Source organism: Nonomuraea sp. CX421, from assembly GCF_059358955.1.
This window is the reverse complement of the sequence record NZ_JCADBK010000011.1, coordinates 201,335-226,299: the sequence shown is the minus strand read 5'-3', so window position 1 is coordinate 226,299 and position 24,965 is coordinate 201,335. Positions and strand designations below refer to the sequence as shown.

Below are 24,965 nucleotides of genomic sequence, written 5' to 3'. Positions count from 1 at the left end.
CTCGTTCACCTCCCGTGGGAGCTATCCCCGAAGCGCCTTCGCGTGCTCCTGGAGGGACCGTACGCCGACATCGCCCCGCACGATGGCCTGGATGCCCGCGGCGGCCGCCGCCAGTCCCGCGACCGTCGTGATGCACGGGATGCCGCGCAGCACCGCGGCGGTGCGGATGTCGTAACCGTCGAGCCGCGGGCCGGACTGACCCGGGCCGCCGAACGGCGTGTTGACGATCAGGTCGACCTCACCGTCCAGGATGGCTTGCACGCTCGTCGGCTCACCTCCTGGTCCGGGTCCCTCGCTGTGCTTGCGCACGATCTTGGCATGGACACCGTTGCGGCGCAGCACCTCGGCCGTGCCCTCGGTGGCCAGGATCTCGAAACCGAGGTCGGCCAGCGCCCGCACCGGGAAGATCATCGCACGCTTGTCGCGGTTGGCCACGGACACGAACGCCCGCCCCTTGGTGGGCAACTCGCCGTAGGCGCCGGCCTGGGACTTGGCGTAGGCGATGCCGAAGAACTCGTCGATGCCCATGACCTCGCCGGTCGAGCGCATCTCGGGGCCGAGCACGATGTCGACGCCGCGGAACCGGTTGAACGGCAGCACCGCCTCCTTGACCGCGATCGACGCCTCCATCGGCAGCGTGCCCCCGTCGCCGGACGCGGGCAGCATGCCCTCCTCGCGCAGCGAGGCGATCGAGCTGCCCAGCATCACCCGGGCCGCCGCCTTGGCCAGCGGGGCGCCGGTCGCCTTGGACACGAACGGCACGGTGCGGCTGGCCCTCGGGTTGGCCTCCAGCACGTAGAGGACGCCGGCCGACATGGCGTACTGGACGTTCAGCAGCCCGCGCACGCCGACACCGCTGGCGATGGCCTCGGTGGCGGCCCGGATGCGCTTGATGTCGTGGCTGCCGAGCGTGATGGGCGGCAGCGCGCACGCCGAGTCGCCGGAGTGGATGCCGGCCTCCTCGATGTGCTCCATGACGCCGCCCAGGTAGAGCTCGGAGCCGTCGTAGAGGGCGTCGACGTCGATCTCCACGGCCTCGTCGAGGAACTTGTCGACCAGCACCGGGTGGCCGCCCTCCTGGGCCGCCATGTAGCGGGTCAGGGTCTCGTCGTCGTAGACGATGGCCATGCCGGCCCCGCCCAGCACGTAGGAGGGGCGCACCAGCACCGGGTAGCCGATCTCGTCGGCCACCGCCAGCGCCTCGGCGACCGTGGTCGCGGTGCCGTGCTTGGGCGCCGGCAGCCCGGCCTCGGCCAGCACCCGGCCGAAGGCGCCGCGCTCCTCGGCCAGGTGGATGGACTCGGGCGAGGTGCCCACCACGGGCACGCCCGCGTCCTTCAGCTCCTGGGCCAGCCCGAGCGGCGTCTGCCCGCCCAGCTGCACGATCACGCCCGCGACGGGCCCGGTCTGCTGCTCAGCGTGCACCACCTCCAGGACGTCCTCCAGGGTGAGCGGCTCGAAGTAGAGCCGGTCGGAGGTGTCGTAGTCGGTGGAGACGGTCTCGGGGTTGCAGTTGACCATGACGGTCTCGAACCCGGCCCTGGACAGCTCGAACGAGGCGTGCACGCACGCGTAGTCGAACTCGATGCCCTGCCCGATGCGGTTGGGCCCGGAGCCGAGGATGATCACCTTCGGCCGCTCGCCGAAGGGCACCTCGCTCTCCTCGTCGTAGGCGGAGTAGAGGTAGGGGGTCCGCGCGGCGAACTCGGCGGCGCAGGTGTCGACCGTGTTGTAGACGGGGCGCAGCCCCAGCGCGTGCCGCAGGTCGCGGACCCGGGCCTCGTCGATGCCGCGGATCTCGCCGATCTGCGCGTCGCTGAAGCCGTGGCGCTTGGCCCGCTGGAGCGCCTCGGCGGTCAGCTCGGGGGCTTCGGCGAGCTTGCGGGCCTCCTCGTCGAGCAGCAGCAGCTGGTCGAGGAACCACGGGTCGACGCTGGTGGCCTCGAACAGCTCGCGCGTGCCGGCCCCCGCCCTGATGGCCTGCTGCATGGTGCGCAGCCGCCCGTCGTGCGGGGTGCGGCAGGCGTCGAGCAGCTCGGCCTTGCCGGAGACCTCGCCCGCCCAGCTGAACGACGAGTCCTTCTTCTCCAGCGACCGCAGCGCCTTCTGCAACGCCTCCGGGAAGGAGCGGCCGATGGCCATGGCCTCGCCCACCGACTTCATGTGGGTGGTGAGGGTCTGGTCGGCGCCCTTGAACTTCTCGAACGCGAACCGCGGCACCTTGACCACGATGTAGTCGAGCGTGGGCTCGAAGGACGCGGGCGTCTCGCGGGTGATGTCGTTGGGGATCTCGTCGAGGGTGTAGCCGATGGCCAGCTTCGCGGCGATCTTGGCGATCGGGAACCCCGTCGCCTTGGACGCCAGGGCCGACGAGCGCGACACCCGCGGGTTCATCTCGATGACGATCATGCGGCCGGTGCGCGGGTCGACCGCGAACTGGATGTTGCAGCCGCCGGTGTCGACGCCGACCTCGCGGATGACGGCGATCGCGACGTCGCGCATGTTCTGGTATTCGCGGTCGGTCAGGGTCAGCGCGGGGGCGACGGTGACGCTGTCGCCGGTGTGGACCCCCATCGGGTCGATGTTCTCGATGGAGCAGACGATGACCACGTTGTCCACTCTGTCGCGCATGACCTCGAGTTCGTACTCCTTCCAGCCGAGGATGGACTCCTCCAGGAGCACCTCGGTGGTCGGCGAGGCGTCGAGCCCGGCGCCGGCGATGCGCCGCAGATCGGATTCGTCGTAGGCGAACCCGGAGCCCACGCCGCCCATCGTGAACGAGGGCCGCACGACCAGCGGGTAGCCCAGCTCGCCGGCGGCGGCCAGGCACTCGGCCATCGTGTGGCAGACGACCGAGCGGGCCGACTCGGCGTTGAGCCCGTGGTCACGAGCCACCTTGGCGACGATCTCCTTGAACCGCTCGCGGTTCTCGCCCGCCTGGATGGCGTCGAAGTCGGCGCCGATCAGCTCGACCTCGTAGCGCTCCAGCACACCCGACTCGTGCAGCGCGACCGCGGTGTTGAGCGCGGTCTGGCCGCCCAGCGTCGGCAGCAGCGCGTCGGGCCGCTCCTTGGCGATGATCTTCTCGACGAACTCGGGGGTGATCGGCTCGACGTAGGTGGCGTCGGCGAACTCGGGATCCGTCATGATCGTCGCCGGGTTGCTGTTGACCAGGATCACCCGGAAGCCCTCGTCGCGCAGCACGCGGCAGGCCTGGGTGCCGGAGTAGTCGAACTCGCACGCCTGCCCGATGACGATCGGCCCGGAGCCGATCACCAGGACGGACCGTATGTCCTCACGCTTGGGCACGGGTCATGACCTCGCAGAACTCGTCGAAGAGATAGGCCGCGTCATGGGGGCCGGCGGCGGCTTCGGGATGGTATTGCACGCTGAACGCCCGCCCGTCGAGCAGGCGCAGCCCCTCGACGCAGCGGTCGTTGAGGTTGACGTGGCTCACCTCGGCCTGACCGAAGGGCGTGTCGAACGGCCCGTCGAGCGGCGCCTCGACGGCGAACCCGTGGTTGTGGGCCGAGATCTCCACCTTGCCGGTGCGTACGTCCTGGACCGGCTGGTTGACCCCGCGGTGGCCGTAGCGCAGTTTGTAGGTGGACAGCCCGAGCGCGCGGCCGAAGAGCTGGTTGCCGAAGCAGATGCCGAAGAACGGCACCCGGGCCTCCAGCACGCCGCGCAGCGCCGAGACGTCGGCGGTGGCCGGGTCGCCCGGCCCGTTGGAGAAGAACACGCCGTCGGGCCCGACGGCCATGATCTGGTCGAAGGTCGCGGTGGCGGGCAGCACGTGCACCTCGCAGCCGCGCTCGGCCATCCGGTGCGGCGTCATCCCCTTGATGCCGAGGTCGACGGCCGCCACCGTGAACCGCCTGGCGCCGATGGCCGGCACCACGTAGGGCTCGGTGGTGGCCACCTCGGCGGCCAGGTCGGCGCCCTCCATGCGGGGCGCCCGGCGTACGCGCTCGACCAGGTCCTCGACCGGCTCGGTGGGAGCCGTGAAGATGCCGGCGCGCATGGCGCCGCGCTCGCGCAGGTGGCGGGTGAGGGCGCGGGTCCCGGGGATGGCGATGCCGACGACGCCCTGCTCCTTGAGATAGTCGCCGAGCGAGCCGGTGGCCCGCCAGCTGGAGACCACGCGCGACGGCTCGCGCACCACATAGCCGGCCACCCAGACGCGGCGCGACTCGGCATCCTCGTCGTTGACGCCGGTGTTGCCGATGTGCGGGGCCGTCATCGCGACGATCTGGCGGTGGTAGGACGGGTCGGTGAGGGTCTCCTGGTAGCCGGTCATGCCGGTGTTGAAGACCATCTCGCCGAACGTCTCACCCTCCGCGCCGTAGGGGGTGCCGTGGAAGACCCGCCCGTCTTCGAGTACGAGCAGCGCGTCGGTCACGTGAGCTTCCCTTCGAGGACTGTGGGCTTGCCGCGCAGGAACGTCGCCACTACCCGCCCGGGCAGCGTCATCCCCTCGTAGGGGGTGTTGCGGCTCTTGGAGGCGAACGCGGCGGGGTCGACCAGGGTGCGGGCGGCCGGATCGTAGAGGGTGAGATTGGCCGGGGCTCCGGGCTCGATCGGCCGGCCGTGGCCGGCCAGGCGGCCGATCCGGGCGGGCACGACCGACATGCGCTGGGCGACGCCCGCCCAGTCGAGCAGCCCGGTGTCCACCATGGCCTCCTGCACGACGCTGAGCGCGGTCTCCAGGCCGACCATGCCCATGGCGGCGGCCGACCACTCGGTCTCCTTGTCCTCGACCGGGTGGGGCGCGTGGTCGGTGGCGACGATGTCGATCGTGCCGTCGGCCAGCGCCGCGCGCACGGCCTCGACGTCGGCGCGGGTGCGCAGCGGCGGGTTGACCTTGTAGATCGGGTTGTAGGCGCCGGCCGGGGAGTGCTCGACGAGGTCGTCGGTGAGCAGCAGGTGGTGCGGGGTGACCTCGGCGGTGATGTTCCAGCCCTTGGACTTGGCCCAGCGGATGATCTCGACCGAGCCGGCCGTGGAGACGTGGCAGATGTGCAGCCGGGAGCCGACGTGCGCGGCGAGCAGGCAGTCGCGGGCGATGATCGCCTCCTCGGCGACCGCTGGCCAGCCGGTCAGCCCGAGCCGGCCGGAGACGACGCCTTCGTTCATCTGCGCGCCCTCGGTGAGCCGGGGCTCCTGGGCGTGCTGGGCGACGACGCCGTCGAACGCCTTGACGTACTCCAGGGCGCGGCGCATGAGCACCGCGTCGTCGACGCACCTGCCGTCGTCGGAGAAGACCCGGACCCGGGCGGCGGAGTCGGCCATCGCGCCGAGCTCGGCGAGCTGCCTGCCCTCCAGGCCGACGGTGACCGCGCCGACCGGCTGCACGTCGCAGTGGCCGAACTCGAGGCCGAGCCGCCACACCTGCTCGACCACGCCGGCGGTGTCGGCGACGGGTGAGGTGTTGGCCATGGCGTGCACGGCGGTGTAGCCGCCGCGGGCGGCGGACTGGGTGCCGGTCTGCACGGTCTCGGCGTCCTCGCGGCCGGGCTCGCGCAGGTGCGTGTGGAGGTCGACGAGGCCGGGCAGGGCGACCGCGCCGCCGCCGTCGACGGACCGGCCGCCAGGCGGCTGCGGGCCGATCTCCGCGATCAGGCCGTTCTCGACGCGCAGGTCGGTGGGCTCCGCGCCGAGGATCCTGACATCACGAATGATCAACGCGTCTCCTTCGCCACCGGTGTGTGCGGTGTGCTCGCTCACTGTGCGATCTCTCCCCCGAGGAGCAGGTACAGGACGGCCATGCGGATGGTCACGCCGTTGGCGACCTGCTCGACGATCGTCGAGCGCGCGGAGTCGGCCACCTCGGCGGCGATCTCCATGCCGCGGTTCATCGGGCCGGGGTGCATGACGATGGCGTCGTCGGGCATCCTGGCGAAGCGGTCGCGGTCGAGGCCGTAGCGGCGTGAGTATTCGCGCTCGCTCGGGAAGAAGGCGGCGTTCATCCGCTCCTTCTGCACCCGCAGCATCATCACCACGTCGGACTTGGGCAGCACCGCGTCGAGGTCGTAGGACACCTCGCACGGCCAGGTGTCGACCGAGACGGGCAGCAGGGTCGGCGGGGCCACCAGCGTCACCTGGGCGCCGAGCGTGTGCAGCAGCAGCACGTTGGACCGGGCGACTCGGCTGTGCAGCACGTCGCCGACGACGGTGACGCGGCGTCCGTCGAGCCCGCCGAGCCGGCGGCGCATCGAGAAGGCGTCGAGCAGCGCCTGGGTGGGGTGCTCGTGGGTGCCGTCTCCGGCGTTGACGACACTGCCGTGCACCCAGTTGGCCAGCCGGTGCGGGGCCCCGGAGGCGCTGTGGCGGATGACGACGGCGTCGGCCCCCATGGCCTCCAGGGTCAGCGCGGTGTCCTTGAGCGACTCGCCCTTGGAGACGCTGGAGCCCTTGGCGGAGAAGTTGATCACGTCGGCCGACAGCCGCTTGGCCGCCGCCTCGAAGGAGATGCGGGTGCGGGTGGAGTCCTCGAAGAACAGGTTGACCACCGTGCGTCCGCGCAGGGTGGGCAGCTTCTTGATGGAACGTTCCGAGACCCTGGCCAGCTCCTCGGCGGTGTCGAGGATGAGCAGGGCGTCGTCCCTGGAGAGGTCTCCGGCGGAGATGAGGTGACGGTTCACCGGCCGCCCTCCTTCATGAGCAGGACGGCGTCGCGGCCGTCGATCTCCTGGAGGTAGACCTTGACCTTCTCGCTCTTGGCGGTCGGGAGGTTCTTGCCGACGTAGTCGGCGCGGATGGGCAGCTCGCGGTGACCCCGGTCGACCAGGGTGGCGAGTTGCACGGCGGTCGGGCGGCCGAGGTCGTTGAGCGCGTCGAGCGCGGCCCGGACGGTGCGGCCGGAGTAGAGGACGTCGTCGACCAGGACGACGGTCTTGCCGTCGATGCCGTCGGGCGGCAGCTCGGTGCGGCCGAGCGGGCGGGCGGGGCGGAGCCGGAGGTCGTCGCGGTACATCGTGATGTCGATGGAGCCGACGGGGATCTTGACGCCTTCGAACCGCTCGATGCGGTCACCGAGCCGGCGGGCCAGGGTGGCGCCGCGGGTGGGGATGCCGAGGAGGACGACTTCGTCCGCGCCCTTCGTGCGTTCGAGGATCTCGTGCGCGATGCGGGTCAGCGCCCGATGGATGTCCGGGCCTTCGAGCACGGCCCTGGATTCGGACATGGGTAAACTCACCACCTTTCCCGCCTCACAGGACGGGTCTTAAAGGGTCTGGTCGGGACACACAGTACCAGGGGCTACCAGCCACAACAGGACCGGCGCCGCCCCGCCCGGCGGCGGAAGGCGTCCGCGTTCCTCGATTGGCAAAAGCAGGTTAAAAGGTAAAAACACCTCGTGTCAGCCCCGCCTCACCAGGGCACGTCTCCGGCAGCCCCACGAAACGTGCGGCTCGAACGGATCGACGGCCGGCGTCCCCCATCCCCGGCAGTGGCGTGCATTTGCCGGTTCTGGGGGGATATACGAGTGATGACATTCCACGTCGACTCCGAAGTGGGCACGCTTCGCCGGGTACTCCTGCACCAGCCCGATCTGGCACTCAAGCGGCTCACCCCGACCAATGCCCAGGCGTTCCTGTTCGACGACGTGCTGTGGGTGCAGCGGGCGATGGAGGAGCACGAGGAGTTCCAGCAGGTGCTGCGCGACCGCGGCGTCGAGGTCCACCTGCTGGCCGACCTGCTGCGCGAGACCGTCGAGATCCCCGAGGCCCGCAAGCACATCCTCGACGCGAGCATCGACGAGCGCTTCATGGGCCCGCTGGCCGTCGACGGCATCCGCAACACGCTCGACGCGATGGACTCCGCCACCCTGCAGATGTACCTGACCGGCGGCATCACCAAGCGCGAGCTGCTCGCCGCCGGCTGCGAGCCCAAGTCGGTCGCCTACCACACGCTCGCCGACGACGACTTCGTGCTGCCGCCGCTGCCCAACCACCTGTTCACCCGCGACACCTCCTGCTGGGTCTACGACGGCGTCTCGATCAACGCCATGAGGAAGAAGGCCCGGATGCGCGAGACGGTCAACATGGAGGCCGTCTACGAGTTCCACCCCACCTTCGCCGACGGCTTCAGCCGGCCCGCGACCGGCGGCTACCGGATCTGGCTGCCGGGTCAGGCGATCGCGCCGGCCACGCTGGAGGGCGGCGACGTGCTGGTCATCGGCCGCGGCGCGGTGCTCGTCGGGATCAGCGAGCGCACCCAGCCGCAGACGGTCGAGATGCTCGCCCAGCGCCTGTTCCAGGCCGGCTCGGCCAGCAGGATCGTCGCGCTGCACATGCCGCAGGCCCGCGCGTTCATGCACCTCGACACCGTGATGACCATGGTCGACGTCGGCGTGTTCACCAAGTACGCGGGGCTCGGCATGCTGCCCTCCTACACGATCGAGCCGGGCGACACCGAAAAGGAGCTGAAGGTCACCGACCACCGCCCCGAGGACATGCACCGGGCCATCGCCCACGCGCTCGGCCTGGACGAGATCACCGTGCTCACCCCCACCCAGGACGTACGCGCCGCCGAGCGCGAGCAGTGGGACGACGGCTGCAACGTGCTGGCCGTGGAGCCGGGCGTGGTCGTCGCCTACGAGCGCAACACGACGACCAACAACTACCTGCGCGACCACGGCATCGAGGTCATCACGATCCGGGGCAGCGAGCTCGGCCGGGGCCGTGGCGGGCCACGCTGCATGAGCTGCCCGCTCGAACGGGACGGCATCTGATGACCTCCGGGCGCGTGCCGCCCGGCCACCTCACACCTCGCGAACCCTAGGAGACCGCATGCGGGTCATCGTCGCGCTCGGCGGAAACGCGGTGCTGGAGCGCGGGCAGAAGCCGGACGCCGACACCCAGATCGCCCGCGTCGCGCTCTCGGCCAAGGCGCTCGCCAGGCTGGCGGAGAAGCACGAGCTGATCATCACCCACGGCAACGGCCCGCAGGTCGGCATGCTGGCGCTGCAGAGCGCCGCCGACCTCGGCCTGAGCGCCCCCTACCCCCTCGACTCGCTCGGCGCCGCGACCCAGGGCATGATCGGCTACTGGATGCTGCAGGCCCTGCAGAACGCCCTGCCCGGCCGGCAGATCCTGGCCATGGTCACCCAGACCCTCGTCTCGGCGGTCGATCCGGCCTTCGAGCATCCCACCAAGTTCGTCGGCCAGGTCTACGGCCAGGTGGAGGCCGAGAAGCTGGCCACCGAGCACGGCTGGACCGTCAGGCCCGACGGCCCGTACTGGCGGCGCGTCGTCCCCTCCCCCGCGCCGCAACGCGTGGTGGAGACCCGGCTGATCCGCCGGATGCTGCGCGAGCAGGTCGTGGTGATCTGCGCGGGCGGCGGGGGCGTCCCCGTGATCCGCGACGAGCACGGCCGCCTGTCGGGCGTCGAGGCGGTCATCGACAAGGACCTGACCGCCTCGATGCTGGCCGAGGCGCTCGACTGCGACGCGTTCCTGATCCTGACCGACGTGCCGCGGGTGATGCGTGACTTCGGCACGCCCCGGCAGAGCGAGATCGGCCACACCACGCCGCACGAGCTGCGCGACCTGGAGTTCCCGGCCGGCTCGATGGGGCCGAAGGTGGAGGCGGTCTGCCGGTTCGTGGAGACCACCGGCGACATGGCCGCGATCGGCCGGCTCGACCAGGCGGAGCAGATCCTGGAGGGCACGGCGGGCACGATCGTCACGCCCAACGCCAGGTGGCCGCTGACCAGCACGCTCTAGGCGTGGAAGGGGTTCACCGTGACACTGGCCCAGCGGCTCTTCCGCACCAAGCCCACCGCCCAGATCGTGGCGGAGGGCGGCCATGGCGAGGGCGGTGAGCTGCGCCGCACGATGTCACTGTGGCAGCTGACCCTGTTCAGCGTGGGCGCCACGCTCGGCACCGGCATCTTCGTCATCCTGGGCCAGGCCGTGCCGAAGGCCGGTCCGGCGGTGGTGGTGTCGTTCCTGCTCGCCGCCGTCACGGCGCTGTTCTCCGCACTGTCGTACGCGGAGCTGGCCGGCACGATCCCGGTGTCCGGCTCGTCCTACTCCTACGCGTACGCGACGCTGGGCGAGCTGGTCGCCTGGGTCTGCGGGTGGTGCCTGATGCTGGAGTACGCCGTGTCGGTCGCGGCGGTGGCCGTCGGCTGGGGCCAGTACCTCAACTCGTTCCTGCGGAGCCTGTTCGGCTGGACGCTGCCCGCCGCGATCATCGGGTCCCCGGGCCAGGACGGCGGTGTGATCAATCTCACGGCCATCCTCATCGTGGCGCTGGCGACCTGGCTGCTGCTGGGCGGCGCCTCCGAGAGCGCCACGGCCAACGCCGTCTTCGTGCTGATCAAGATCGGCGTGCTGGCGTTCTTCTGCGTGGTGGCCTTCACCGCCTTCCAGGCCGCGAACTTCACGCCCTTCGCGCCTCTCGGCATCGCCGGCATCACGGCTGCCGCGTCCCAGGTGTTCTTCTCCTACATCGGCTTCGACGCCGCCTCCACGGCGGGCGAGGAGGCCAAGAACCCCCGGCGCGACCTGCCGCTGGCGATCCTCCTGTCGCTGGTCATCGTGACGGTCGTCTACGTGGGCGTGACCGTGGCCGCCGTCGGCGCCATGCCGTGGACCTCGTTCGATCCGGAGAGCACCGAGGGCAGCCTCTCGCAGATCGTGGACGCCGCCACGGGCTCGACGTGGGCGGGCCTCATCGTCTCGTTCGGCGCCGTCATCGCGATCGCCAGCGTGGTGCTGACCGTCATCTACGGCCAGACCCGGATCCTGTTCGCCATGTCCCGCGACGGCCTGATCCCCCGCGTGTTCCAGAAGGTGAACCCGCGCCGCCAGGTGCCGGTCGCCAACACGCTCATCGTCGCGGTGTTCATCTCCGTGCTGGCCGGGCTGGTGCCGCTCGGCCAGCTCGCCGAGGCCACCAGCATCGGCACGCTGTTCGCGTTCGCGATCGTGAACATCGGCGTGCTCGTGCTCCGCTACCGCAGCCCGGAGTTGCCGCGCAGCTTCCGCACGCCGCTGTTCCCCCTCACGCCGGTGCTCGGCGCGATCTTCTGCGTCCTCGTGATGGCCGGACTCGCCGGCGTCACCTGGCTCGCGTTCGGCCTCTGGATGCTGCTCGGCCTCGCCTGCTACTTCTTGTACGGCTTCCGCTACTCGCGGCTGAACACCGAGGTCCGCTGATGATCTTCGAGTACGTGCTGAGCGGGTTCATCCCCGAGCCGCGGGGACGTGACGGGCTCACCCTGGCCATGCTGCTGGCCCGCCAGACCGGGGCGCGCCTGGCGGTGGCGTACGTGCAGCCGCCGGCCTGGTCGGCCCCCGGGCCGGGCAAGGCCGAGGAGACCGTGTGGCGCGCCTACCTCGAGGAGCAGGCCGCCGCCGCGCTCACGCAGGCCCGCAAACTGGCCGGTGACGGCGTGGACTACGTCGTGCGGACCGACAAGGGCAGCGGACGCGGGCTGGTGGAGCTGGCGCGCGGGCGCGGAGCCGACGTGGTCGTGATCGGCTCGGCGCCGCAGGGCGCCCGCGGCCGGATCTCGCTCGGCAGCACCGCCGACCAGTTGCTGCACTCCTCGTCCGTGCCGGTGCTGCTGGCGCCGCGCGGCTACGCCGAGGATCCGCCCGCCGCCTTCGACCGGCTCACCGTCGCCTACCGGCGCGGCGCGGGCGCCGACGCGGCGGTCACGGCGGCCGCCAAGGTGGCCCTCTCACTGAGCGTGCCGCTCCGGCTGGTGACGCTGGTGGTCCGGAGCGGCCGGCGAGTCAGGATCGAGGAGGAGATGCTGGCGCGGCTGCGCGACCAGGCGGTGGCCGACCTCGAGGCGGCGGCCCGGGGGCACCGGCGGCGCGTCGGGGTGGAGGTCGAGGTGCTGGAGGGGCGGACCGTGGCCCAGGCCCTCGCGGAGACGTCGTGGCCATCCGGGGAGCTGCTCATCTGCGCGTCGAGCGGCAGCGGGCCGCTGCGGCGGGTCTTCCTCGGTGACACCTCGCTGAAGATCGTCCGGGCCGCGACCTGCCCGGTGATGATGCTCACCCGCCAGGCTTGAACCACTTGAACCAACTGGTTCGCTCGGGAAACAGGGACGAAGTACTGTTACCCCCACGGGATAAGAGGGGCGTTTGAGGCGAATCCCACCGGATCGGATTCGACATCTTTTTTCCAATCAGCTTGACCTTCGGCGTCCACCCCTTTACCGTCACTGTGCGTAACCATACTGCGCGGCGTTCTGGGCGAAAACCCAGAGCCATGGCTACCGATGGTGCCGAGCCTGGCACCAGACCCCCCGGTGGCTCCGGCAAACGCCGCGGAGGAGCACAATCTACTGAGAGCGCTACATACGAGAGCCGGGGGGCCACACGATGCCGTCTGAGTACGCAAAGTCGCTGGGTGCACGACTCCGCGCCATCCGCACCCAGCAGGGCCTGTCCCTGCACGGAGTCGAGGAAAAGTCGCGTGGCAGGTGGAAAGCCGTTGTCGTGGGCTCGTACGAGCGTGGCGACCGCGCGGTCACGGTGCAGAAACTTGCCGAGCTTGCCGATTTCTACGGGGTGCCCGTCTCCGAGCTGCTGCCCGGCGGCGCCGCCCCCAGCCCGCTCGGCCCGACGCCCAAGCTTGTGATCGACCTGGAGCGACTGGCCACACTGCCGAAGGAGAAGGCGGGCGCCCTCGCCCGCTATGCCGCCACCATCCAGAGTCAGCGTGGCGACTACAACGGCAAGGTGCTGTCGATCCGCCAGGAGGACCTGCGTTCGCTGGCCGTGATCTATGACAAGTCGCCCAGCGAGCTGACTGAGGAGCTCATCAGCTGGGGAGTGCTCGACGCCGAGGCCCGCAGGGCCGTCGAGTCCTTCTGACACAGCTTCGGACGAGGGGCGCGCCACGACGACGGCGCGCCCCTCGCGCCGTCCTGGCCGCCTCTCCCCTGGCGTCACGCCGCCTCAGCCGGGCCCACCGCCCGCTCCGGCCGGCGATCCGGGGCTATCGCTGGTCGGGATCAGCCGGCCAGGGGAACGTCGACGGGAAGTTGGGGCTGGGCGGGAACGCCCAGAATGCCCTCCACTGTGCAGACGAAGGTCTCCGCCTCGGCCAGCAACTCGTCGGCGTCGGCGCCCGAGACGCCACGCACCATGCCCGCCTCGGCGGCCGCGCGCTTGGCGGCGGTCACCGAGAAGTAGGCGGCCCACTCGGCCAGCTGTGGCTCCGCCTCGGGCAGGAGCTCCCAGGCGCTGCGCAGCCGGCGTCTGCGGCCCTCCATGGGCCGGGGCCGGGCGGCCAGGATCGCCGCCGCGGCGCGCAGGGCCGCCAGATGCGCCGCCACATATCGGGATGCCGGGGTGCGCGCGGCCGCCGCCTCCGCCAGGCAGGAACGTGAATCCGTCAGGTGCGCCCGGACCGCGGGCGACAGCCGGGGACCCTGCGGGTCTCTAGACCGTGGTGCCATGTGCACGCCTCCTTGGGGTCGTGACGGCGCCCGGCGTTGCCGCCGGTGAAGCCCACGATCGCAGACGCCACCGACATTTCCGCCGGGCCGGCCGGACGAGGAGCTTCCCCTCTCCCCGTCCGGCCAGGACGCGCCCACTCGTCTCCGCCGACGACGAGGACCCGCCCTTCGCCCTTGGAGCCTGGTCGCGGGTCCCGCTTGGGGGAAGCGGGACCCGCGCCCAGGACCTCGACGTGAGCCGCGAGCCTCACGTCACTAGGTCGAACATAATTTCGATCACGCTCTGTGTCAACCTGTTCCACGAACACAGGTTCGATGAACCTGTTCCCACGTGCGTGTACACCGAAACGGCGCGTCCCCGCGCCTACGGGACGACGGAGAGGGCCCCCGAGGGGCAGAGACCGACCGCGCGGCGGGCGGCGGCCTCCTGGTCGGCCGGAGGCGACGGCTGGAGCAGCACGACCGTGCCGTCGTCCTCGCTCTGGTCGAACACCTCCGGGGCGGTGAGCACGCACATGCCCGCGCCAATGCACACCGTCGTGTCTGCCTTGATCTTCATGGTGACCTACCAGGTGACAGGGAGGCGGTGCACGCCGTAGATGCTCATGTCGGAGCGCATCGGCACCTCCTCCGGTGATACGGCCAAGCGTAGATCGGGAAAGCGGCGCAGCAGCGCCGGGTAGCCGACGCGCATCTCGGTCCGGGCCAGCTGCTGGCCGAGACACTGGTGGATGCCGTGGCCGAACGTCAGGTGCCCGCCGGCCGGCCGGGTGACGTCGAGCCGGTCGGGCTCGGGGAAGCGCTCCGGGTCGCGGTTGACGACGGGCAGGCTGAGCGTGACCGCCTCGCCCCGCCCGATCAGGGTGCCCTCGATCTCGACGTCCTCCAGCGCGGTCCTGACCGGGCCGATGTGGATGATCGTGAGGTAGCGCAGCAGCTCCTCGACGGCGTTGTCGACCAGGCCGGAATCGTCGCGCAGGACGGCGAGCTGGCCGGGGTTGGCGAGCAGCGCGTAGGTGCCGAGGCCCAGCATGTTGGCGGTCGTCTCGTGGCCGGCCACCAGCAGCAGGAAGGCGACGCCGGTCAGCTCCTCGTCGTTCAGCTCGCCGCCCGCGACCAGCCCGCTGAGCAGATCGTCGGCCGGCTCGGCGCGCTTGCGCTGGACCAGGCCGTAGAGGTAGGCGGAGATCCGGGTCATCGCGCCGACGACGTCCTCGGCCCTGCTGTCGAGCGCGAAGAGCACCTTGGAGTCGTCCTGGAACCGCCCGCGCTCGTCGTACGGCACCCCGAGCAGCTCGCAGATCACCAGCGACGGGATGGGCAGCGCGAAGTGCTCGACCAGGTCGACCGGCCGGCCCGCCGCCTCCATCCGGTCCAGGCACGCCTCGGTGATCTCCTCGATCCTGGACTCCAGCTGCTTCATCCTGCGTACGGTGAACTGCCCCGTCAGCAGCCTGCGGTAGCGCGTGTGCTCGGGCGCGTCCATGCGCAGGAAGAACCCCGGCGGCAGCCGGAACTCGTGCTCGCGCAACTCGTTGCTGAGCTCCAGCCGGGCCGGGATCGGCGTGTGCATGTGCTCGGGCCGGTTGCTGAAGCGCGGGTCGGCGAGCACCGCCCGGGCCGCCGCGTAGCCGGTGACCAGCCAGCCCCGATGACCGTCGGCGTAGGTCATGCGGTGGATCGGGCCCCGTTTTCGCAGCTCGGCCAGCTCGTCGGGCGGATCGAACGGGCGTTGGCGGGCGGTGGTCAGCGTCACGTCGGTCATGTGGTGGCTCCCTTCGGGTCACCATCCACAAAACAACATCCAATGCAAAGTTTCAACGGATGTAAATCATTATTCTGTGCAGTACAGTTCACGACATGGTGGGAATTCGGGAGCGCAAGAAGCAGCGCACGCGCCGCGCGCTGATCGAGGCCGCGCTCCGGCTGTTCGGCGAGAAGGGGTACGAGGAGACCACCCTGGCGGAGATAGCGACGGAGGCCGACGTGTCGACCCGCACGTTCTTCAGCTACTTCGCCAGCAAGGAGGACGTGCTCTTCCACGACACGGACGGCAGCCTCGCCGAGAGGCTCGCCCTGGTCGCGACCAGACGACCGGACGAGACGCCGTCGGAGCTGCTCCTGCGGATGGTGCGCGCCAGTGTCACCTGGACGGTCGACGACCAGGACTTCCGGCCGGAGGACGTGCGGCTGCGGATGCGGCTCATCATGACCGTCCCGGCTCTCCAGGCCCGTGCCCTGCACCTGCTGTTCGACAGCCAGCTACGGCTCACCCGGGCGCTGCACGAGGCCTACCCCGGGCAGCTCGGCCTGATGGAGGCCGCCGCCGCGGTGGGCGCGGTGGTGGGCGCCACCAAACTGGCCGCCGTGGTCAGTCTCAACCACGACGGCTCCACGGAGCGGGCCGCCGAGGCCGCTCTGGAGGCCGCCGAGATCACCGTCCGCGGCCTCGCCTCCCTCGACCGGCCGACCGGCCGCTAGGCCCTGCGGAAGGCGCCCCGCACGTGCACCGGCACGCCCTTGCCGAGCATCCCGGGCAGCACCTCGGCCACGTTCATCGGCATCCGGACACACCCGTGCGAAGCCGGGTGGAGCGGCACCGACAGCGCCCCGTGGAACGCGATGCCGCCGTTGAAGAAGATCGGGTTGTAGAGCTGGCCCAGATAGGACTTGTGCCATCCCGAGGCGCGCCACGTGGTCCGGTAGTCGCCCGTGGGCGTGCGGGCCGAGCCGCAGAAGCGCTGGCTCCTGCCCTGCCAGACGGCGGTCTCGCAGTAGGGGACACCGCTCCCCGAGGAGATGTGGGTGATCAGCCGGGGCGCGCCGCCGACGTACAGGACCATGATCTGCTTGGTCAGGTCGACCTCGGCGCGGGTCGGCCGGCCGCTCGCGACCAGCACCCTGGGCGCCCTCGGGCGCTCCAGCGCGGCCCAGGTGCGCCGGGCCACGGTGCTGCTCGGCGTGATGCCGTTGACCTTCTGGAACGCCCAGACGGCCGCCAGCGTGGCGCCGCCGTAGCGTCCGTCGGCCCTGCCCGGACGGTAGCCGAGCCCGGTGAGGCGCTTCTGCAGCCAGACGACCTCCTCGCCCTTGGCACCGAGCTTCAGCGTCTTGCGCGGTGCCGTGACCGGCGCCGCCACGGCCGCGACGGGCGCCGGGAGAGCGGCGGGAGCCGTGACGGGGGCGGCGAGCGGCCGGGCGTGCGCGCTGGACGCGCCGAGCCCTGCCAGGACGAGGGCGCTCGCCGTAACGACGGCAGCCATGCCGGGCAGGCGTCGTGCCAGCACCAAAACCACCCCTCATTCGGTATCAATCAAAGCAAAGGACACTACACCACCACCATGGCGCGGTAATGCCGCCATCACTCGCTTTAGAGTGTCCGCATGTCTGAGAAGTTGCCCGCCAACAGTCTTCTGGTCCGGTCGGCTCTGCGAGAGCGCGCAGCCACGGGCGAGATCGTGGTGCTGCCCGAGAAGGCGCCCACCGCCGCCACCGCCGCGGCCCAGCTCGGTTGCGACGTCGGGGCGATCGCCAACAGCCTCATCTTCGAGGCCGACGGCGCGCCGCTGCTCGTGCTGACGAGCGGCGCGCACCGCGTCGATGTCGAGCTCGTCGCCCGCGCCGCCGGAGTCCAGCGTGTACGGCGGGCGACCCCCGAGTTCGTCCGCGAGGCGACGGGCCAGCCGATCGGCGGCGTGGCCCCCGTCGGCCATCCGGCGCCCGTGCGGACCCTGGTGGACAACTGGCTGGCCAAGCACGAGGTGGTGTGGGCGGCCGGCGGACATCCGCTCACGGTCTTCCCCACCAGCTACGACGAGCTGCTGCGCATCACCGGCGGAGCCCCCGTCGACGTCGAGTAGGGTGCGACGCGTGATCGAGTTTCGCGGCGCGGGGCCTGACGAGTTCGGCGAACGGCTGGACACGGTGATCGACATCTACACCGCCGCCATGCGCCCGCCCGCGGACCAGATCTCCGGCCGCGCCAGCATTATGCGAAACCACGGGACATATCCGTATTTTCAGTGCTATTTCGCAGAATTGCGAGAGCCGGAGCACGAATTCTCCGCGAGCGGCCCGGGAGCCCGCGGCGCCCGGGGCAGCGGACGGAGCGCCCCGCCCGCGATCATCGTCGGCTTCGCCTACGGGTTCCGCGGCGCCCCCGGCCAGTGGTGGCACGACGTGGTGTACCGGGCGGTGGAGGAGAAGTCGGGCCCCGAGGCGGCCGAGGCCTGGCTGGGCAGCGCGTTCGAGCTGGCCGAGATCCACGTCCACCCCGACTACCAGGGCAAGGGCATCGGCCGCGCGATGGTCACGACCCTGTGCGCCGGACGCAGGGAGCGCTCGGCCGTGCTCTCCACCCACGACCGGCCCACCGTGGCCCGCCACCTCTACCGGAACATGGGCTTCGTCGACCTGCTGACCGGTTTCGTCTTCCCGGGCGGTCACGAAGAGTACGCGATCGCGGGCGCCCCTCTCCCTCTCCGCTGACATCGCCGCTGGTAAAACCTTGACCCGTGAGTTTGGCGGCCATGACCGGGGGCACCATTGGCTACGCAAGGTAATGGACGCTTTACCCCGCGTCTACCCGTCCCCTACCGCCACCCGCCCGGTCCCCCTGCGGGCGGGTGGCGGCCCCCCACCGAAACCCGCACCCGCTTACACAGCGCGCCCGCCCCCTTCACGGGAGCGGGCGCTTCGTGTCGCCGGACGACGTCAGACCGACGTCAGGCCGACATCGCCGCGGCGGGCGAGAGCCGCCGGAAGACCTCGCGGGACGCGCTCGACCGGTTGAACGTGATGAAGTGGATGCCCGGCGCCCCCTCGTCGAGCAGCCGCTGGCACAGCTCGACCCCGTGGTCGATGCCGAGCCGGCGCACGGCGGCCGGGTCGTCGGCCACGGCCTCGAAGCGGGCGGCCACGTCGGGCGGGAACGGCGCCCCCGACAGCTGCTCCGAGCGCGCGATCGTGCTCATCTGCGTCACGGGCATGATGCACGGGATGATCGGCGTGTCACACCCCTGGGCCGCCACCCGGTCGCGCAGCCGCAGGTAGTCGTCCGCCTGGAAGAACATCTGGGTGATCGCGTAGTCGGCCCCGGCCTCGCACTTGCGCACGAAATATTCGGTGTCGGACTCGATCGACGGCGAGCGCGGGTGCTTGAACGGGAACGCGGCCACGCCGACGCAGAAGTCACCGGACTGGCGGATCAACCGCACCAGGTCCTCGGCGTAGCGCACGCCCTCGGGGTGGCGGACCCACTCGCCCGTGGGATCGCCGGGCGGATCGCCCCGCACGGCCAGGATGTTGCGCACCCCGGCGTCGGCGAACCGGCCCACCAGGTGGCGCAGCTCCTTGATCGAGTGGTTGACCGCGGTGAAATGGGCCACAGGGGTCAGCGTGGTGTCGTGGGCGAGCCGCTCCACGATCTCGACCGTGCGGTCACGGTTGGAGCCGCCGGCTCCGTAGGTCACCGAGACGAAGGTCGGCCGGAGCGACTCGAGCTCCCGGATGGCCCGCCACAGCTGGCGCTCGCCATCGTCGGTCTTCGGTGGCATGAACTCGAAGGAGAAGGACCGCCCGCCGGCGGCGAGCAGCTCGCGGACGGTGGGAACCCGGTCGGGCAGGACGGAGGGTCGGCCAAGTGCCATGGCCCCAGGTTACCGTGACAACCCTGGAACGGGCGGTCACAGCGGTGCCTGGAGATCCGTGCCCGGTCGCCCGGCCACTAGTCTCAAGGGCATGAGCACCGAGGTCGCGAGCATGGACGTCCTGCGTGAGCAGGTTGACCGTTCCCTGCGCGAGTTCGTCGGACGGCGGCTTCCCGCCACCGGCGCCCCCGAGTTCGAGCCCCTGCGACTGGCCGCCGAGGAGCTGCTGTCGGGCGGCAAGCGGCTGCGCCCCGCGTTCTGCTACTGGGGCTGGCGCGGCGCGGGCGGCGGCGAGCTGCCCGAGATCTTCACGGCGGCGGCGTCACTGGAGTTGCTGCAGGCCAGCGCGCTGGTGCACGACGACGTGATGGACAAGAGCGACCTGCGCAGGGGCATGCCGTCCGCCCATCGCCGCTTCCAGTCGATGCACGCGAAGTCGGGCTGGCACGGCTCGGCCGAGCAGTTCGGCGAGGGCGCGGCGATCCTGCTGGGCAACCTGCTGCTGATCTGGTCGGGCGAGATGTGGCGCACCAGCGGCCTGCCGCCCGAGTCGCTCGCGGCGGCCCAGCCGGTGCACGACCACATGCGCACCGAGCTGATGTGCGGCCAGTACCTCGACCTGCTGGAGCAGGCGGGCGGCGAGAACACGTTCGAGTCGGCCCTGCGGGTCGCCCTCTACAAGAGCGGCAAGTACTCCGTCGAGCAGCCGCTCCGGCTCGGCCTGGTGCTCGCCGCCGGCGGGGCCGCGCCCTGGATGGACGAGCTGTGCACGACGTACGGCACCCGGGTGGGCATCGCGTTCCAGCTGCGCGACGACATCCTCGGAGTGTTCGGCGACCCGGCGCGCACCGGCAAGCCGGCCGGCGACGACCTGCGCGAGGGCAAGCGGACGATGCTGGTGGCCCGCACCCTGGCGGCCGCCTCCCCCGGGCAGGCCGAGACCGTGCGCCGCCTGCTCGGCGACCCCGACCTCGACGCGCGGGGCGTGGCGACGCTGCGGGGCGTCATCGAGGACACCGGCGCGCTGCGGGAGTGCGAGGACCTGATCGGCGACTACCTCGCCGAGGCGCTCGCCTCCCTGGAGAAGGCGCCGATCACGGCCGAGGCGCGCGCGGCCCTCGCCGAGCTGGCCGTCGCCGCCACCTCTCGCCGCACCTGAGCACCTGAGCGGCTGAGCGGCGTCCGCGGCGGCAGCGGCAGCGCACGGCCGGTGTCGCGCGGCCTTCGCCGGGTGGCCGCCGCGGGCGGTCAGGCCGCCAGGCGCTTGGCGAACTCAGCCGCCGCGGCGCCCGGATCGTCGGCCTCGGTGATGGCCCGCACCACCACGACGCGGGTGACCCCGTACGACCTGACCTCGTCGAGGTTGCCCAGGTCGATGCCGCCGATGCCGAACCACGGCCGGTCCGTGCCGAGTGAGGCCGCGTGCCTGAGCAGGGGCGGCCCCGGCGCGTGGCGGCCGGGCTTGGTCGGCGTGGGCCAGATCGGGCCGCAGCAGAAGTAGTCGACGCCGTCCTGCGCCGCGGCGGCGGACGCCTCGGCGGTGGAGTGGGTGGACCTTCCGATGAGGACGTCGTCGCCGAGTATCTCTCGCGCGACCCTCACCGGCAGGTCGTCCTGCCCCAGGTGGAGCACGTCGGCACGGGCGGCGTAGGCCACGTCGGCCCGGTCATTGACCGCCAGCAGCCTGCCGTGCCGGTCGCAGGCGTCGCGGAAGACCTCGAGCAGCGCGAGCTCCTCGCGCGCCTCCAAGCCCTTCTCGCGCAACTGGACGATGTCGACACCGCCCGCGAGCACCGCGTCGAGGAACTCGGCCAGGTCACCGCGGTCACGCCGGCCGTCGGTGCAGAGGTAGAGCCGCGCGTCAGAAACCGAGAGCCTGGGCACGCCGCTTGACCTCGGTATGACGACCCGCCTTGAGCGCCTGGACGGGCGAGCCGGGCAGGGAGTCGTCGGGGGTGAAGAGCCAGCGCAGCGCCTCGACGTCGTCGTAGCCGGCGTCGCGGAGCACGGTCAGCGTGCCCGGCAGGCCCTTCATCACGTCCTTTCCGTCGAGGAACACCGCGGGCACCTGTGGCCCGCCTCCTCCCCGGCGTACGCCGAGCACTTTGTGGTCCTTGAGAAGTTGCTTGGCACGGCCGATCGAAAGGTCGAGGCGCTCGGCCACTTGAGGAAGAGTGAGCCACTCGTCGACGAGCTGGTCGGTCTCCCGGTCGATCTGTGCAACAGAAAGCGTCACGAAACCACAACTACCACATGCCGTGCTTGCTCAAACAACACAATCCCGTAGAGAGACATCGGGATCTACCAGGCGTTCCGTATCAAGTCGCTGGCCGTCGCCGATGATCCGGCGCCCTTGGACGAGATCGCGGGGCCGGTCGACGGCCAGCACGGCGGCCAGCGCGTCGTCGGCGGTGAGCCAGCAGGCCGACCACTTTCCTCCAGGGTCGCCCCGGTAGAGCAGGCGGGACCCGGCCTGGTGGTGACCGGCGTACTGCAGCATGTGGCCGAACTGCTCCGACCAGAAGTAGGGCACCGGGTCGTACACCGCCTCCTGCCCCAGCAGGGTCGCCGCGGCGACGTCGGGGGCGCTCAGCGCGGTGTCCCAGTGCTCGACCCGGAGCCTGGCGCCGAAGCGGCGCGACCACCAGGCCGCGCAGTCGCCCACCGCCACCACGCCGGGCATCGAGGTGCGCAGGTGCTCGTCGGTGACGACGCCGTTGTGCAGGTCGAGGTCGGCGTCGGCGAGCCACTCGACCGCCGGGCGGACGCCGACGCCGGTGACCACCACGTCCGCCGGGACGAACTCGCCGCCGGCCAGCCGTACGCCGCCCTCGTCGACCGAGCCCACCAGGGTGCCGAGCCGCAGATCGACGCCGTCGTACCAGCCCTGGGTGCGGGCGCCGATCTCGGCGCCGACGGCCTGCGCGAGCGGGGCGGCGCCCGCCTCGATCACGGTGACCGCGCAACCGGCCCGCCGCGCGGCGCCGGCCACCTCGGCGCCGATCCAGCCGGCCCCGATGACGACCACGCGGGCGTCGGGCGTCAGCAGGGCGCGCAGCTCCAGCGCGTCGTCGAGGGTGCGCAGCACGTGCTGGGGCCCGTCTCCGGGCAGCCGGACGGGGTCGGCGCCGGTGGCGATGACCAGGCCGTCGTAGCCGAGCTCGCCCTCGCTGGTGACCACGACGCCCGGCCGCAGGGACGTGGCCGTCACGCCGGGCCGGAAGTCGACCTCCAGCTCGGCGAGGTCGGAGTCCACGAAGCTGGAGTCGACGTCGCCGAGCAGCACCGCCTTGGACAGCGGCGGCCGGTCGTACGGACGGTGCCGCTCCTGCCCGACCAGCGTGATCCCGCCGCCGAAACCACGGGCGCGCAGTGCCTCGACGCTGCGCAGCCCTGCCAGGCCCGCTCCCACCACCACGACACGCTTCACGGTCAAGACCATAACGGGGGCGGTGCCGGCCCGTCGCGCCGAGGCCTTAGGGTGGAAGGCGCATGACGCGCGGGAGTCCGGCCGTGACCGGGCTGAGAGGAAGGCTGCACCGGGCCTTCGACCGCAAGACACCTGATCCGGATCATGCCGGCGAAGGGAGCGCGAATGGATCTGATCGTGGGTGGCGGCGTCGTCGGGCTTTCGGTGGCCTGGCGGCTGAGCCGGGCCGGCCAGGACGTGACCGTGGTCGATCCGGCCCCCGCCACGGGCGCCTCGCACGCGGCGGCGGGCATGCTGGCGCCGGTCAGCGAGGTCGCCTACACCGAGCAGCCGCTGCTCCGGCTGGGCGCGGCCTCGCTGCGCGGCTGGCCGTCGTTCGCCGCCGAGCTGGCGGCCGACGCGGGGTTCGAGCCGGCCGGCGACCCGGCCGAGGCCGCCCGGATCGGGCTCGACCTGCGCGCCGACGGCACCCTCGATGTGGCGTTCGGGGCCGACGACCTGGCCGCGCTGGACGAGCTGGCCGCGTACATGGAGAAGCTGGGGCTGCCGGTCGAGCGGCTGACCGGGCGCGAGTGCCGCCGCCTGGAGCCGATGCTGGCACCGTCGGTGCGCGGCGGGCTGCTGGCGCCGGGCGACGCCTGGGTCGATCCGCGCCGCGTCACGGCGGCGCTGCTCGCCGCCCTGGAACGGCGGGGCGTCCCCCTGGTGCGGGCCCGGGTGAGCGAGCTCCTGCGCGACGGTGACGACGGTGACACGGTCGCGGGCGTACGGCTGGAGCCGCCGGGCGTGCCCGCGGAGATCCGGGCCGAGCGGGTCGTCCTGGCGGCCGGAGCGTGGAGCGCCGAGCTGGCCGCCGTCCCGGTACGTCCGGTGAAGGGGCAGATCATGCGGCTGCGCTCCGCCGAGCCGCTGCTGGGCCGGTGCGTGCGGGGCACGGTGCACGGGACCCCCGTCTACCTGGTGCCGCGCGGCGACGGCGAGCTGGTGGTCGGCGCCACCCAGGAGGAGCTCGGGTTCGACACGCGGGTGACCGCCGGCGGGCTCTACGAGCTGCTGCGCGACGCCCGGGAGCTGGTGCCGGGCGTCACCGAGCTGGAGGTGGCCGACATCGTGGCCGGGCTGCGGCCGGGCACCCCGGACAACGTCCCGATCATCGGCCCGAGCGCCGTCCCCGGGCTCGTGCTGGCCACCGGTCACCACCGGGGCGGGGTGCTGCTGGCGCCGCTGACGGCGGCCATCCTGCTGGGCGAGGAGACCGAGCTGGCCGCGCTGTGCTCCCCCGCGCGATTCGACGACGCCGGCACTCCCGGCACCGGCGGCGGCACCGACGGCGGCACCACAGAAGAGACCGAGAGCACCGACGCCGCATGGGCCCCCCGGCCGGCCACCCCGGGCCGGGCCGCGACCGCGCACACGGAGGAACGATGAAGGTGACGATCAACGGCAGCGCTCGCGAGCTGCCCCACGGCACGACCGTGGCGCAGGCCGTACGCATCCTGACCAGCGCCACGACCGGCGTGGCGGTGGCCGTCAACGACGAGGTGGTGACGCGCGGCACGTGGGAGACCACCGCGCTGAGCGACAGCGACCGCGTCGAGGTGCTCACGGCGGTGCAAGGTGGATGACCTGATCATCGCCGGGGAGAAGTTCTCCTCGCGGCTCATCATGGGCACCGGCGGCGCCCCGTCGCTCGAGGTGCTCGACCGGGCGCTCGTCGCCTCCGGCACGCGGCTGACGACGGTCGCGATGCGGCGGCTCGATCCGGCCGCGCGCGGCTCGGTGCTCGACGTGCTGCGCAGGCGCGACATCAAGGTGCTGCCCAACACGGCGGGCTGCTTCACGGCGGGCGACGCGGTGCTGACCGCCCGGCTGGCCAGGGAGGCGCTCGGCACCGACTGGGTCAAGCTGGAGGTGATCGCCGACGAGCGGACCCTGCTGCCCGACCCGATCGAGACGTTCGACGCGGCGGAGCGGCTGGTGGCCGACGGGTTCACGGTGCTGCCGTACATCGGCGACGACCCCGCGCTGGCGCGGCGGCTGGAGCAGGCGGGCTGCGCGGCGGTGATGCCGCTCGGCGCGCCCATCGGCTCGGGCCTGGGCATCCGCAACCCGCACAGCATCGAGCTCATCGTCGAGGCGGCCGGGGTGCCGGTGATCCTCGACGCCGGCATCGGCACGGCGAGCGACGCCGCGCTGGCGATGGAGCTCGGCTGCGACGCCGTGCTGCTCGCCACCGCGGTCACCCGGGCGCAGCGGCCCGACCTGATGGCGGCGGCCATGAAGGGCGCCGTCGAGGCGGGCCGGCTCGCCCGGCTGGCGGGCCGCATCCCCCGCCGCCGCTACGCGGAGGCGTCCTCGCCGGTGGGCCCGTGAAACAGGGGTAAAGGAGGGCCACGTCTCGGCATCGGTTTCGGGTGGTCAGGCCCTACGGGTGGCAAATCGCCCGTAAACTCAGCCG

Annotated in this window: 25 protein-coding genes and 1 riboswitch; of the genes, 12 read left to right on the top strand and 13 right to left on the bottom strand. The window is 71.7% G+C overall.

Going from position 1 to position 24,965, the window contains the following annotated elements; translation table 11 throughout:
* Positions 1-21: 21 nt before the first annotated feature.
* Genes carB through pyrR form a run of 5 tightly spaced genes read right to left on the bottom strand, consistent with a single transcriptional unit; the run spans position 22 to position 7,186 of the window.
* Positions 22-3,309: a carbamoyl-phosphate synthase large subunit gene (gene carB / locus AC5L3X_RS21720; RefSeq protein WP_494859153.1), complete on the bottom strand. Its 3,288-nt coding sequence runs from the start codon at positions 3,307-3,309 to the stop codon at positions 22-24.
* Complete coding sequence (carA, locus tag AC5L3X_RS21715) at positions 3,296-4,402, bottom strand: glutamine-hydrolyzing carbamoyl-phosphate synthase small subunit (protein WP_494859151.1); 1,107 nt, start codon at positions 4,400-4,402, stop codon at positions 3,296-3,298. Before carA ends, carB begins: the two co-directional genes overlap by 14 nt.
* Positions 4,399-5,685 carry a dihydroorotase gene (locus AC5L3X_RS21710; protein ID WP_189128706.1) on the bottom strand — a complete coding sequence of 429 codons (1,287 nt, stop codon included), beginning with the start codon at positions 5,683-5,685 and terminating at the stop codon, positions 4,399-4,401. Before AC5L3X_RS21710 ends, carA begins: the two co-directional genes overlap by 4 nt.
* 38 nt (positions 5,686-5,723) lie before the next feature.
* Positions 5,724-6,644 (bottom strand): aspartate carbamoyltransferase catalytic subunit, encoded by a 921-nt coding sequence (locus tag AC5L3X_RS21705; protein WP_189128705.1) that lies wholly within the window; start codon positions 6,642-6,644, stop codon positions 5,724-5,726.
* Positions 6,641-7,186 carry a bifunctional pyr operon transcriptional regulator/uracil phosphoribosyltransferase PyrR gene (gene pyrR, locus AC5L3X_RS21700; RefSeq protein WP_189128704.1) on the bottom strand — a complete coding sequence of 182 codons (546 nt, stop codon included), beginning with the start codon at positions 7,184-7,186 and terminating at the stop codon, positions 6,641-6,643. The genes AC5L3X_RS21705 and pyrR overlap by 4 nt, the downstream gene beginning before the upstream one ends.
* Before the next feature lie 303 nt (positions 7,187-7,489).
* On the opposite strand from pyrR, the gene AC5L3X_RS21695 reads away from it, so the two are divergent.
* The 5 genes from AC5L3X_RS21695 (at position 7,490) to bldD (ending at position 12,842) form a co-directional block, all read left to right on the top strand.
* The gene (locus tag AC5L3X_RS21695; RefSeq protein ID WP_494859169.1) at positions 7,490-8,734 is read left to right on the top strand and encodes an arginine deiminase; all 1,245 of its coding nucleotides are present in this window, start codon (positions 7,490-7,492) and stop codon (positions 8,732-8,734) included.
* A gap of 58 nt (positions 8,735-8,792) precedes the next feature.
* Positions 8,793-9,728 carry a carbamate kinase gene (gene arcC, locus AC5L3X_RS21690; protein ID WP_494859149.1) on the top strand — a complete coding sequence of 312 codons (936 nt, stop codon included), beginning with the start codon at positions 8,793-8,795 and terminating at the stop codon, positions 9,726-9,728.
* Between the two features lie 18 nt (positions 9,729-9,746).
* The gene (locus AC5L3X_RS21685) at positions 9,747-11,168 is read left to right on the top strand and encodes an amino acid permease (RefSeq protein ID WP_494859147.1); all 1,422 of its coding nucleotides are present in this window, start codon (positions 9,747-9,749) and stop codon (positions 11,166-11,168) included.
* Positions 11,168-12,034 carry a universal stress protein gene (locus AC5L3X_RS21680; protein WP_494859145.1) on the top strand — a complete coding sequence of 289 codons (867 nt, stop codon included), beginning with the start codon at positions 11,168-11,170 and terminating at the stop codon, positions 12,032-12,034. Before AC5L3X_RS21685 ends, AC5L3X_RS21680 begins: the two co-directional genes overlap by 1 nt.
* Before the next feature lie 313 nt (positions 12,035-12,347).
* Complete coding sequence (gene bldD / locus AC5L3X_RS21675) at positions 12,348-12,842, top strand: transcriptional regulator BldD (protein ID WP_026214021.1); 495 nt, start codon at positions 12,348-12,350, stop codon at positions 12,840-12,842.
* A 140-nt stretch (positions 12,843-12,982) separates the two neighbouring features.
* On the opposite strand, the gene AC5L3X_RS21670 is transcribed toward bldD, so the two are convergent.
* From AC5L3X_RS21670 to AC5L3X_RS21660, 3 genes are all read right to left on the bottom strand, one after another.
* Entirely contained in the window at positions 12,983-13,429 is a 447-nt protein-coding gene (locus AC5L3X_RS21670) for an SAV_6107 family HEPN domain-containing protein (protein ID WP_189128700.1), read from the bottom strand.
* A gap of 364 nt (positions 13,430-13,793) precedes the next feature.
* Positions 13,794-13,988, bottom strand: coding sequence for a ferredoxin (locus tag AC5L3X_RS21665; RefSeq protein ID WP_189128699.1), 195 nt, complete (start codon positions 13,986-13,988; stop codon positions 13,794-13,796).
* Positions 13,989-13,994: 6 nt separating this feature from the next.
* Positions 13,995-15,194: a cytochrome P450 gene (locus AC5L3X_RS21660; protein WP_494859140.1), complete on the bottom strand. Its 1,200-nt coding sequence runs from the start codon at positions 15,192-15,194 to the stop codon at positions 13,995-13,997.
* Between the two features lie 95 nt (positions 15,195-15,289).
* On the opposite strand from AC5L3X_RS21660, the gene AC5L3X_RS21655 reads away from it, so the two are divergent.
* Positions 15,290-15,910 (top strand): TetR/AcrR family transcriptional regulator, encoded by a 621-nt coding sequence (locus AC5L3X_RS21655; RefSeq protein WP_494859138.1) that lies wholly within the window; start codon positions 15,290-15,292, stop codon positions 15,908-15,910.
* Here the strand turns inward: AC5L3X_RS21655 and AC5L3X_RS21650 are convergent.
* Positions 15,907-16,692, bottom strand: a complete 786-nt coding sequence (locus AC5L3X_RS21650; RefSeq protein ID WP_494859137.1) for a L,D-transpeptidase family protein — start codon at positions 16,690-16,692, stop codon at positions 15,907-15,909. The two genes, AC5L3X_RS21655 and AC5L3X_RS21650, sit on opposite strands and share 4 nt — an antisense overlap.
* Positions 16,693-16,812: 120 nt before the next feature.
* On the opposite strand from AC5L3X_RS21650, the gene AC5L3X_RS21645 reads away from it, so the two are divergent.
* Positions 16,813-17,289 (top strand): YbaK/EbsC family protein, encoded by a 477-nt coding sequence (locus AC5L3X_RS21645; RefSeq protein ID WP_189128695.1) that lies wholly within the window; start codon positions 16,813-16,815, stop codon positions 17,287-17,289.
* 10 nt (positions 17,290-17,299) lie between these two features.
* Complete coding sequence (locus AC5L3X_RS21640) at positions 17,300-17,917, top strand: GNAT family N-acetyltransferase (protein WP_494859135.1); 618 nt, start codon at positions 17,300-17,302, stop codon at positions 17,915-17,917.
* Positions 17,918-18,153: 236 nt separating this feature from the next.
* On the opposite strand, the gene metF is transcribed toward AC5L3X_RS21640, so the two are convergent.
* On the bottom strand, positions 18,154-19,077 hold the full coding sequence (gene metF / locus AC5L3X_RS21635; protein WP_494859134.1) for a methylenetetrahydrofolate reductase [NAD(P)H]: 924 nt from the start codon (positions 19,075-19,077) through the stop codon (positions 18,154-18,156).
* Between the two features lie 91 nt (positions 19,078-19,168).
* Here metF and AC5L3X_RS21630 point away from each other — a divergent pair, with 91 nt between their 5' ends.
* Entirely contained in the window at positions 19,169-20,236 is a 1,068-nt protein-coding gene (locus AC5L3X_RS21630; protein WP_494859132.1) for a polyprenyl synthetase family protein, read from the top strand.
* Positions 20,237-20,325: 89 nt separating this feature from the next.
* On the opposite strand, the gene thiE is transcribed toward AC5L3X_RS21630, so the two are convergent.
* Genes thiE through AC5L3X_RS21615 form a run of 3 tightly spaced genes read right to left on the bottom strand, consistent with a single transcriptional unit; the run spans position 20,326 to position 22,507 of the window.
* Positions 20,326-20,961, bottom strand: a complete 636-nt coding sequence (thiE, locus tag AC5L3X_RS21625; protein ID WP_189128692.1) for a thiamine phosphate synthase — start codon at positions 20,959-20,961, stop codon at positions 20,326-20,328.
* Complete coding sequence (locus AC5L3X_RS21620; protein WP_494859130.1) at positions 20,939-21,313, bottom strand: Rv2175c family DNA-binding protein; 375 nt, start codon at positions 21,311-21,313, stop codon at positions 20,939-20,941. Before AC5L3X_RS21620 ends, thiE begins: the two co-directional genes overlap by 23 nt.
* Positions 21,314-21,343: 30 nt before the next feature.
* Positions 21,344-22,507 carry an NAD(P)/FAD-dependent oxidoreductase gene (locus AC5L3X_RS21615; RefSeq protein WP_494859128.1) on the bottom strand — a complete coding sequence of 388 codons (1,164 nt, stop codon included), beginning with the start codon at positions 22,505-22,507 and terminating at the stop codon, positions 21,344-21,346.
* A 59-nt stretch (positions 22,508-22,566) separates the two neighbouring features.
* Positions 22,567-22,683: riboswitch (TPP riboswitch) on the top strand.
* Here AC5L3X_RS21615 and thiO point away from each other — a divergent pair.
* The 3 genes from thiO to AC5L3X_RS21600 all read left to right on the top strand — a co-directional run bounded on the left by thiO (position 22,673) and on the right by AC5L3X_RS21600 (position 24,880).
* Positions 22,673-23,935, top strand: coding sequence for a glycine oxidase ThiO (gene thiO / locus AC5L3X_RS21610; RefSeq protein ID WP_494859127.1), 1,263 nt, complete (start codon positions 22,673-22,675; stop codon positions 23,933-23,935). (Overlaps the previous riboswitch by 11 nt.)
* Complete coding sequence (gene thiS, locus AC5L3X_RS21605; protein ID WP_189128688.1) at positions 23,932-24,132, top strand: sulfur carrier protein ThiS; 201 nt, start codon at positions 23,932-23,934, stop codon at positions 24,130-24,132. Before thiO ends, thiS begins: the two co-directional genes overlap by 4 nt.
* The gene (locus AC5L3X_RS21600; protein ID WP_189128687.1) at positions 24,125-24,880 is read left to right on the top strand and encodes a thiazole synthase; all 756 of its coding nucleotides are present in this window, start codon (positions 24,125-24,127) and stop codon (positions 24,878-24,880) included. The genes thiS and AC5L3X_RS21600 overlap by 8 nt, the downstream gene beginning before the upstream one ends.
* Positions 24,881-24,965: the final 85 nt, after the last annotated feature.

What these genes read in the sequence shown, in the direction of transcription:
- pyrR (WP_189128704.1), bottom strand. Translation starts at nt 7,186, where the DNA reads ATGTCCGAATCCAGGGCCGTGCTCGAAGGCCCGGACATCCATCGGGCG.
- AC5L3X_RS21695 (WP_494859169.1), top strand. Translation starts at nt 7,490, where the DNA reads ATGACATTCCACGTCGACTCCGAAGTGGGCACGCTTCGCCGGGTACTC.
- arcC (WP_494859149.1), top strand. Translation starts at nt 8,793, where the DNA reads ATGCGGGTCATCGTCGCGCTCGGCGGAAACGCGGTGCTGGAGCGCGGG.
- AC5L3X_RS21680 (WP_494859145.1), top strand. Translation starts at nt 11,168, where the DNA reads ATGATCTTCGAGTACGTGCTGAGCGGGTTCATCCCCGAGCCGCGGGGA.
- bldD (WP_026214021.1), top strand. Translation starts at nt 12,348, where the DNA reads ATGCCGTCTGAGTACGCAAAGTCGCTGGGTGCACGACTCCGCGCCATC.
- AC5L3X_RS21670 (WP_189128700.1), bottom strand. Translation starts at nt 13,429, where the DNA reads ATGGCACCACGGTCTAGAGACCCGCAGGGTCCCCGGCTGTCGCCCGCG.
- AC5L3X_RS21665 (WP_189128699.1), bottom strand. Translation starts at nt 13,988, where the DNA reads ATGAAGATCAAGGCAGACACGACGGTGTGCATTGGCGCGGGCATGTGC.
- AC5L3X_RS21660 (WP_494859140.1), bottom strand. Translation starts at nt 15,194, where the DNA reads ATGACCGACGTGACGCTGACCACCGCCCGCCAACGCCCGTTCGATCCG.
- AC5L3X_RS21655 (WP_494859138.1), top strand. Translation starts at nt 15,290, where the DNA reads ATGGTGGGAATTCGGGAGCGCAAGAAGCAGCGCACGCGCCGCGCGCTG.
- AC5L3X_RS21650 (WP_494859137.1), bottom strand. Translation starts at nt 16,692, where the DNA reads ATGGCTGCCGTCGTTACGGCGAGCGCCCTCGTCCTGGCAGGGCTCGGC.
- AC5L3X_RS21645 (WP_189128695.1), top strand. Translation starts at nt 16,813, where the DNA reads ATGTCTGAGAAGTTGCCCGCCAACAGTCTTCTGGTCCGGTCGGCTCTG.
- metF (WP_494859134.1), bottom strand. Translation starts at nt 19,077, where the DNA reads ATGGCACTTGGCCGACCCTCCGTCCTGCCCGACCGGGTTCCCACCGTC.
- AC5L3X_RS21630 (WP_494859132.1), top strand. Translation starts at nt 19,169, where the DNA reads ATGAGCACCGAGGTCGCGAGCATGGACGTCCTGCGTGAGCAGGTTGAC.
- thiO (WP_494859127.1), top strand. Translation starts at nt 22,673, where the DNA reads ATGGATCTGATCGTGGGTGGCGGCGTCGTCGGGCTTTCGGTGGCCTGG.
- thiS (WP_189128688.1), top strand. Translation starts at nt 23,932, where the DNA reads ATGAAGGTGACGATCAACGGCAGCGCTCGCGAGCTGCCCCACGGCACG.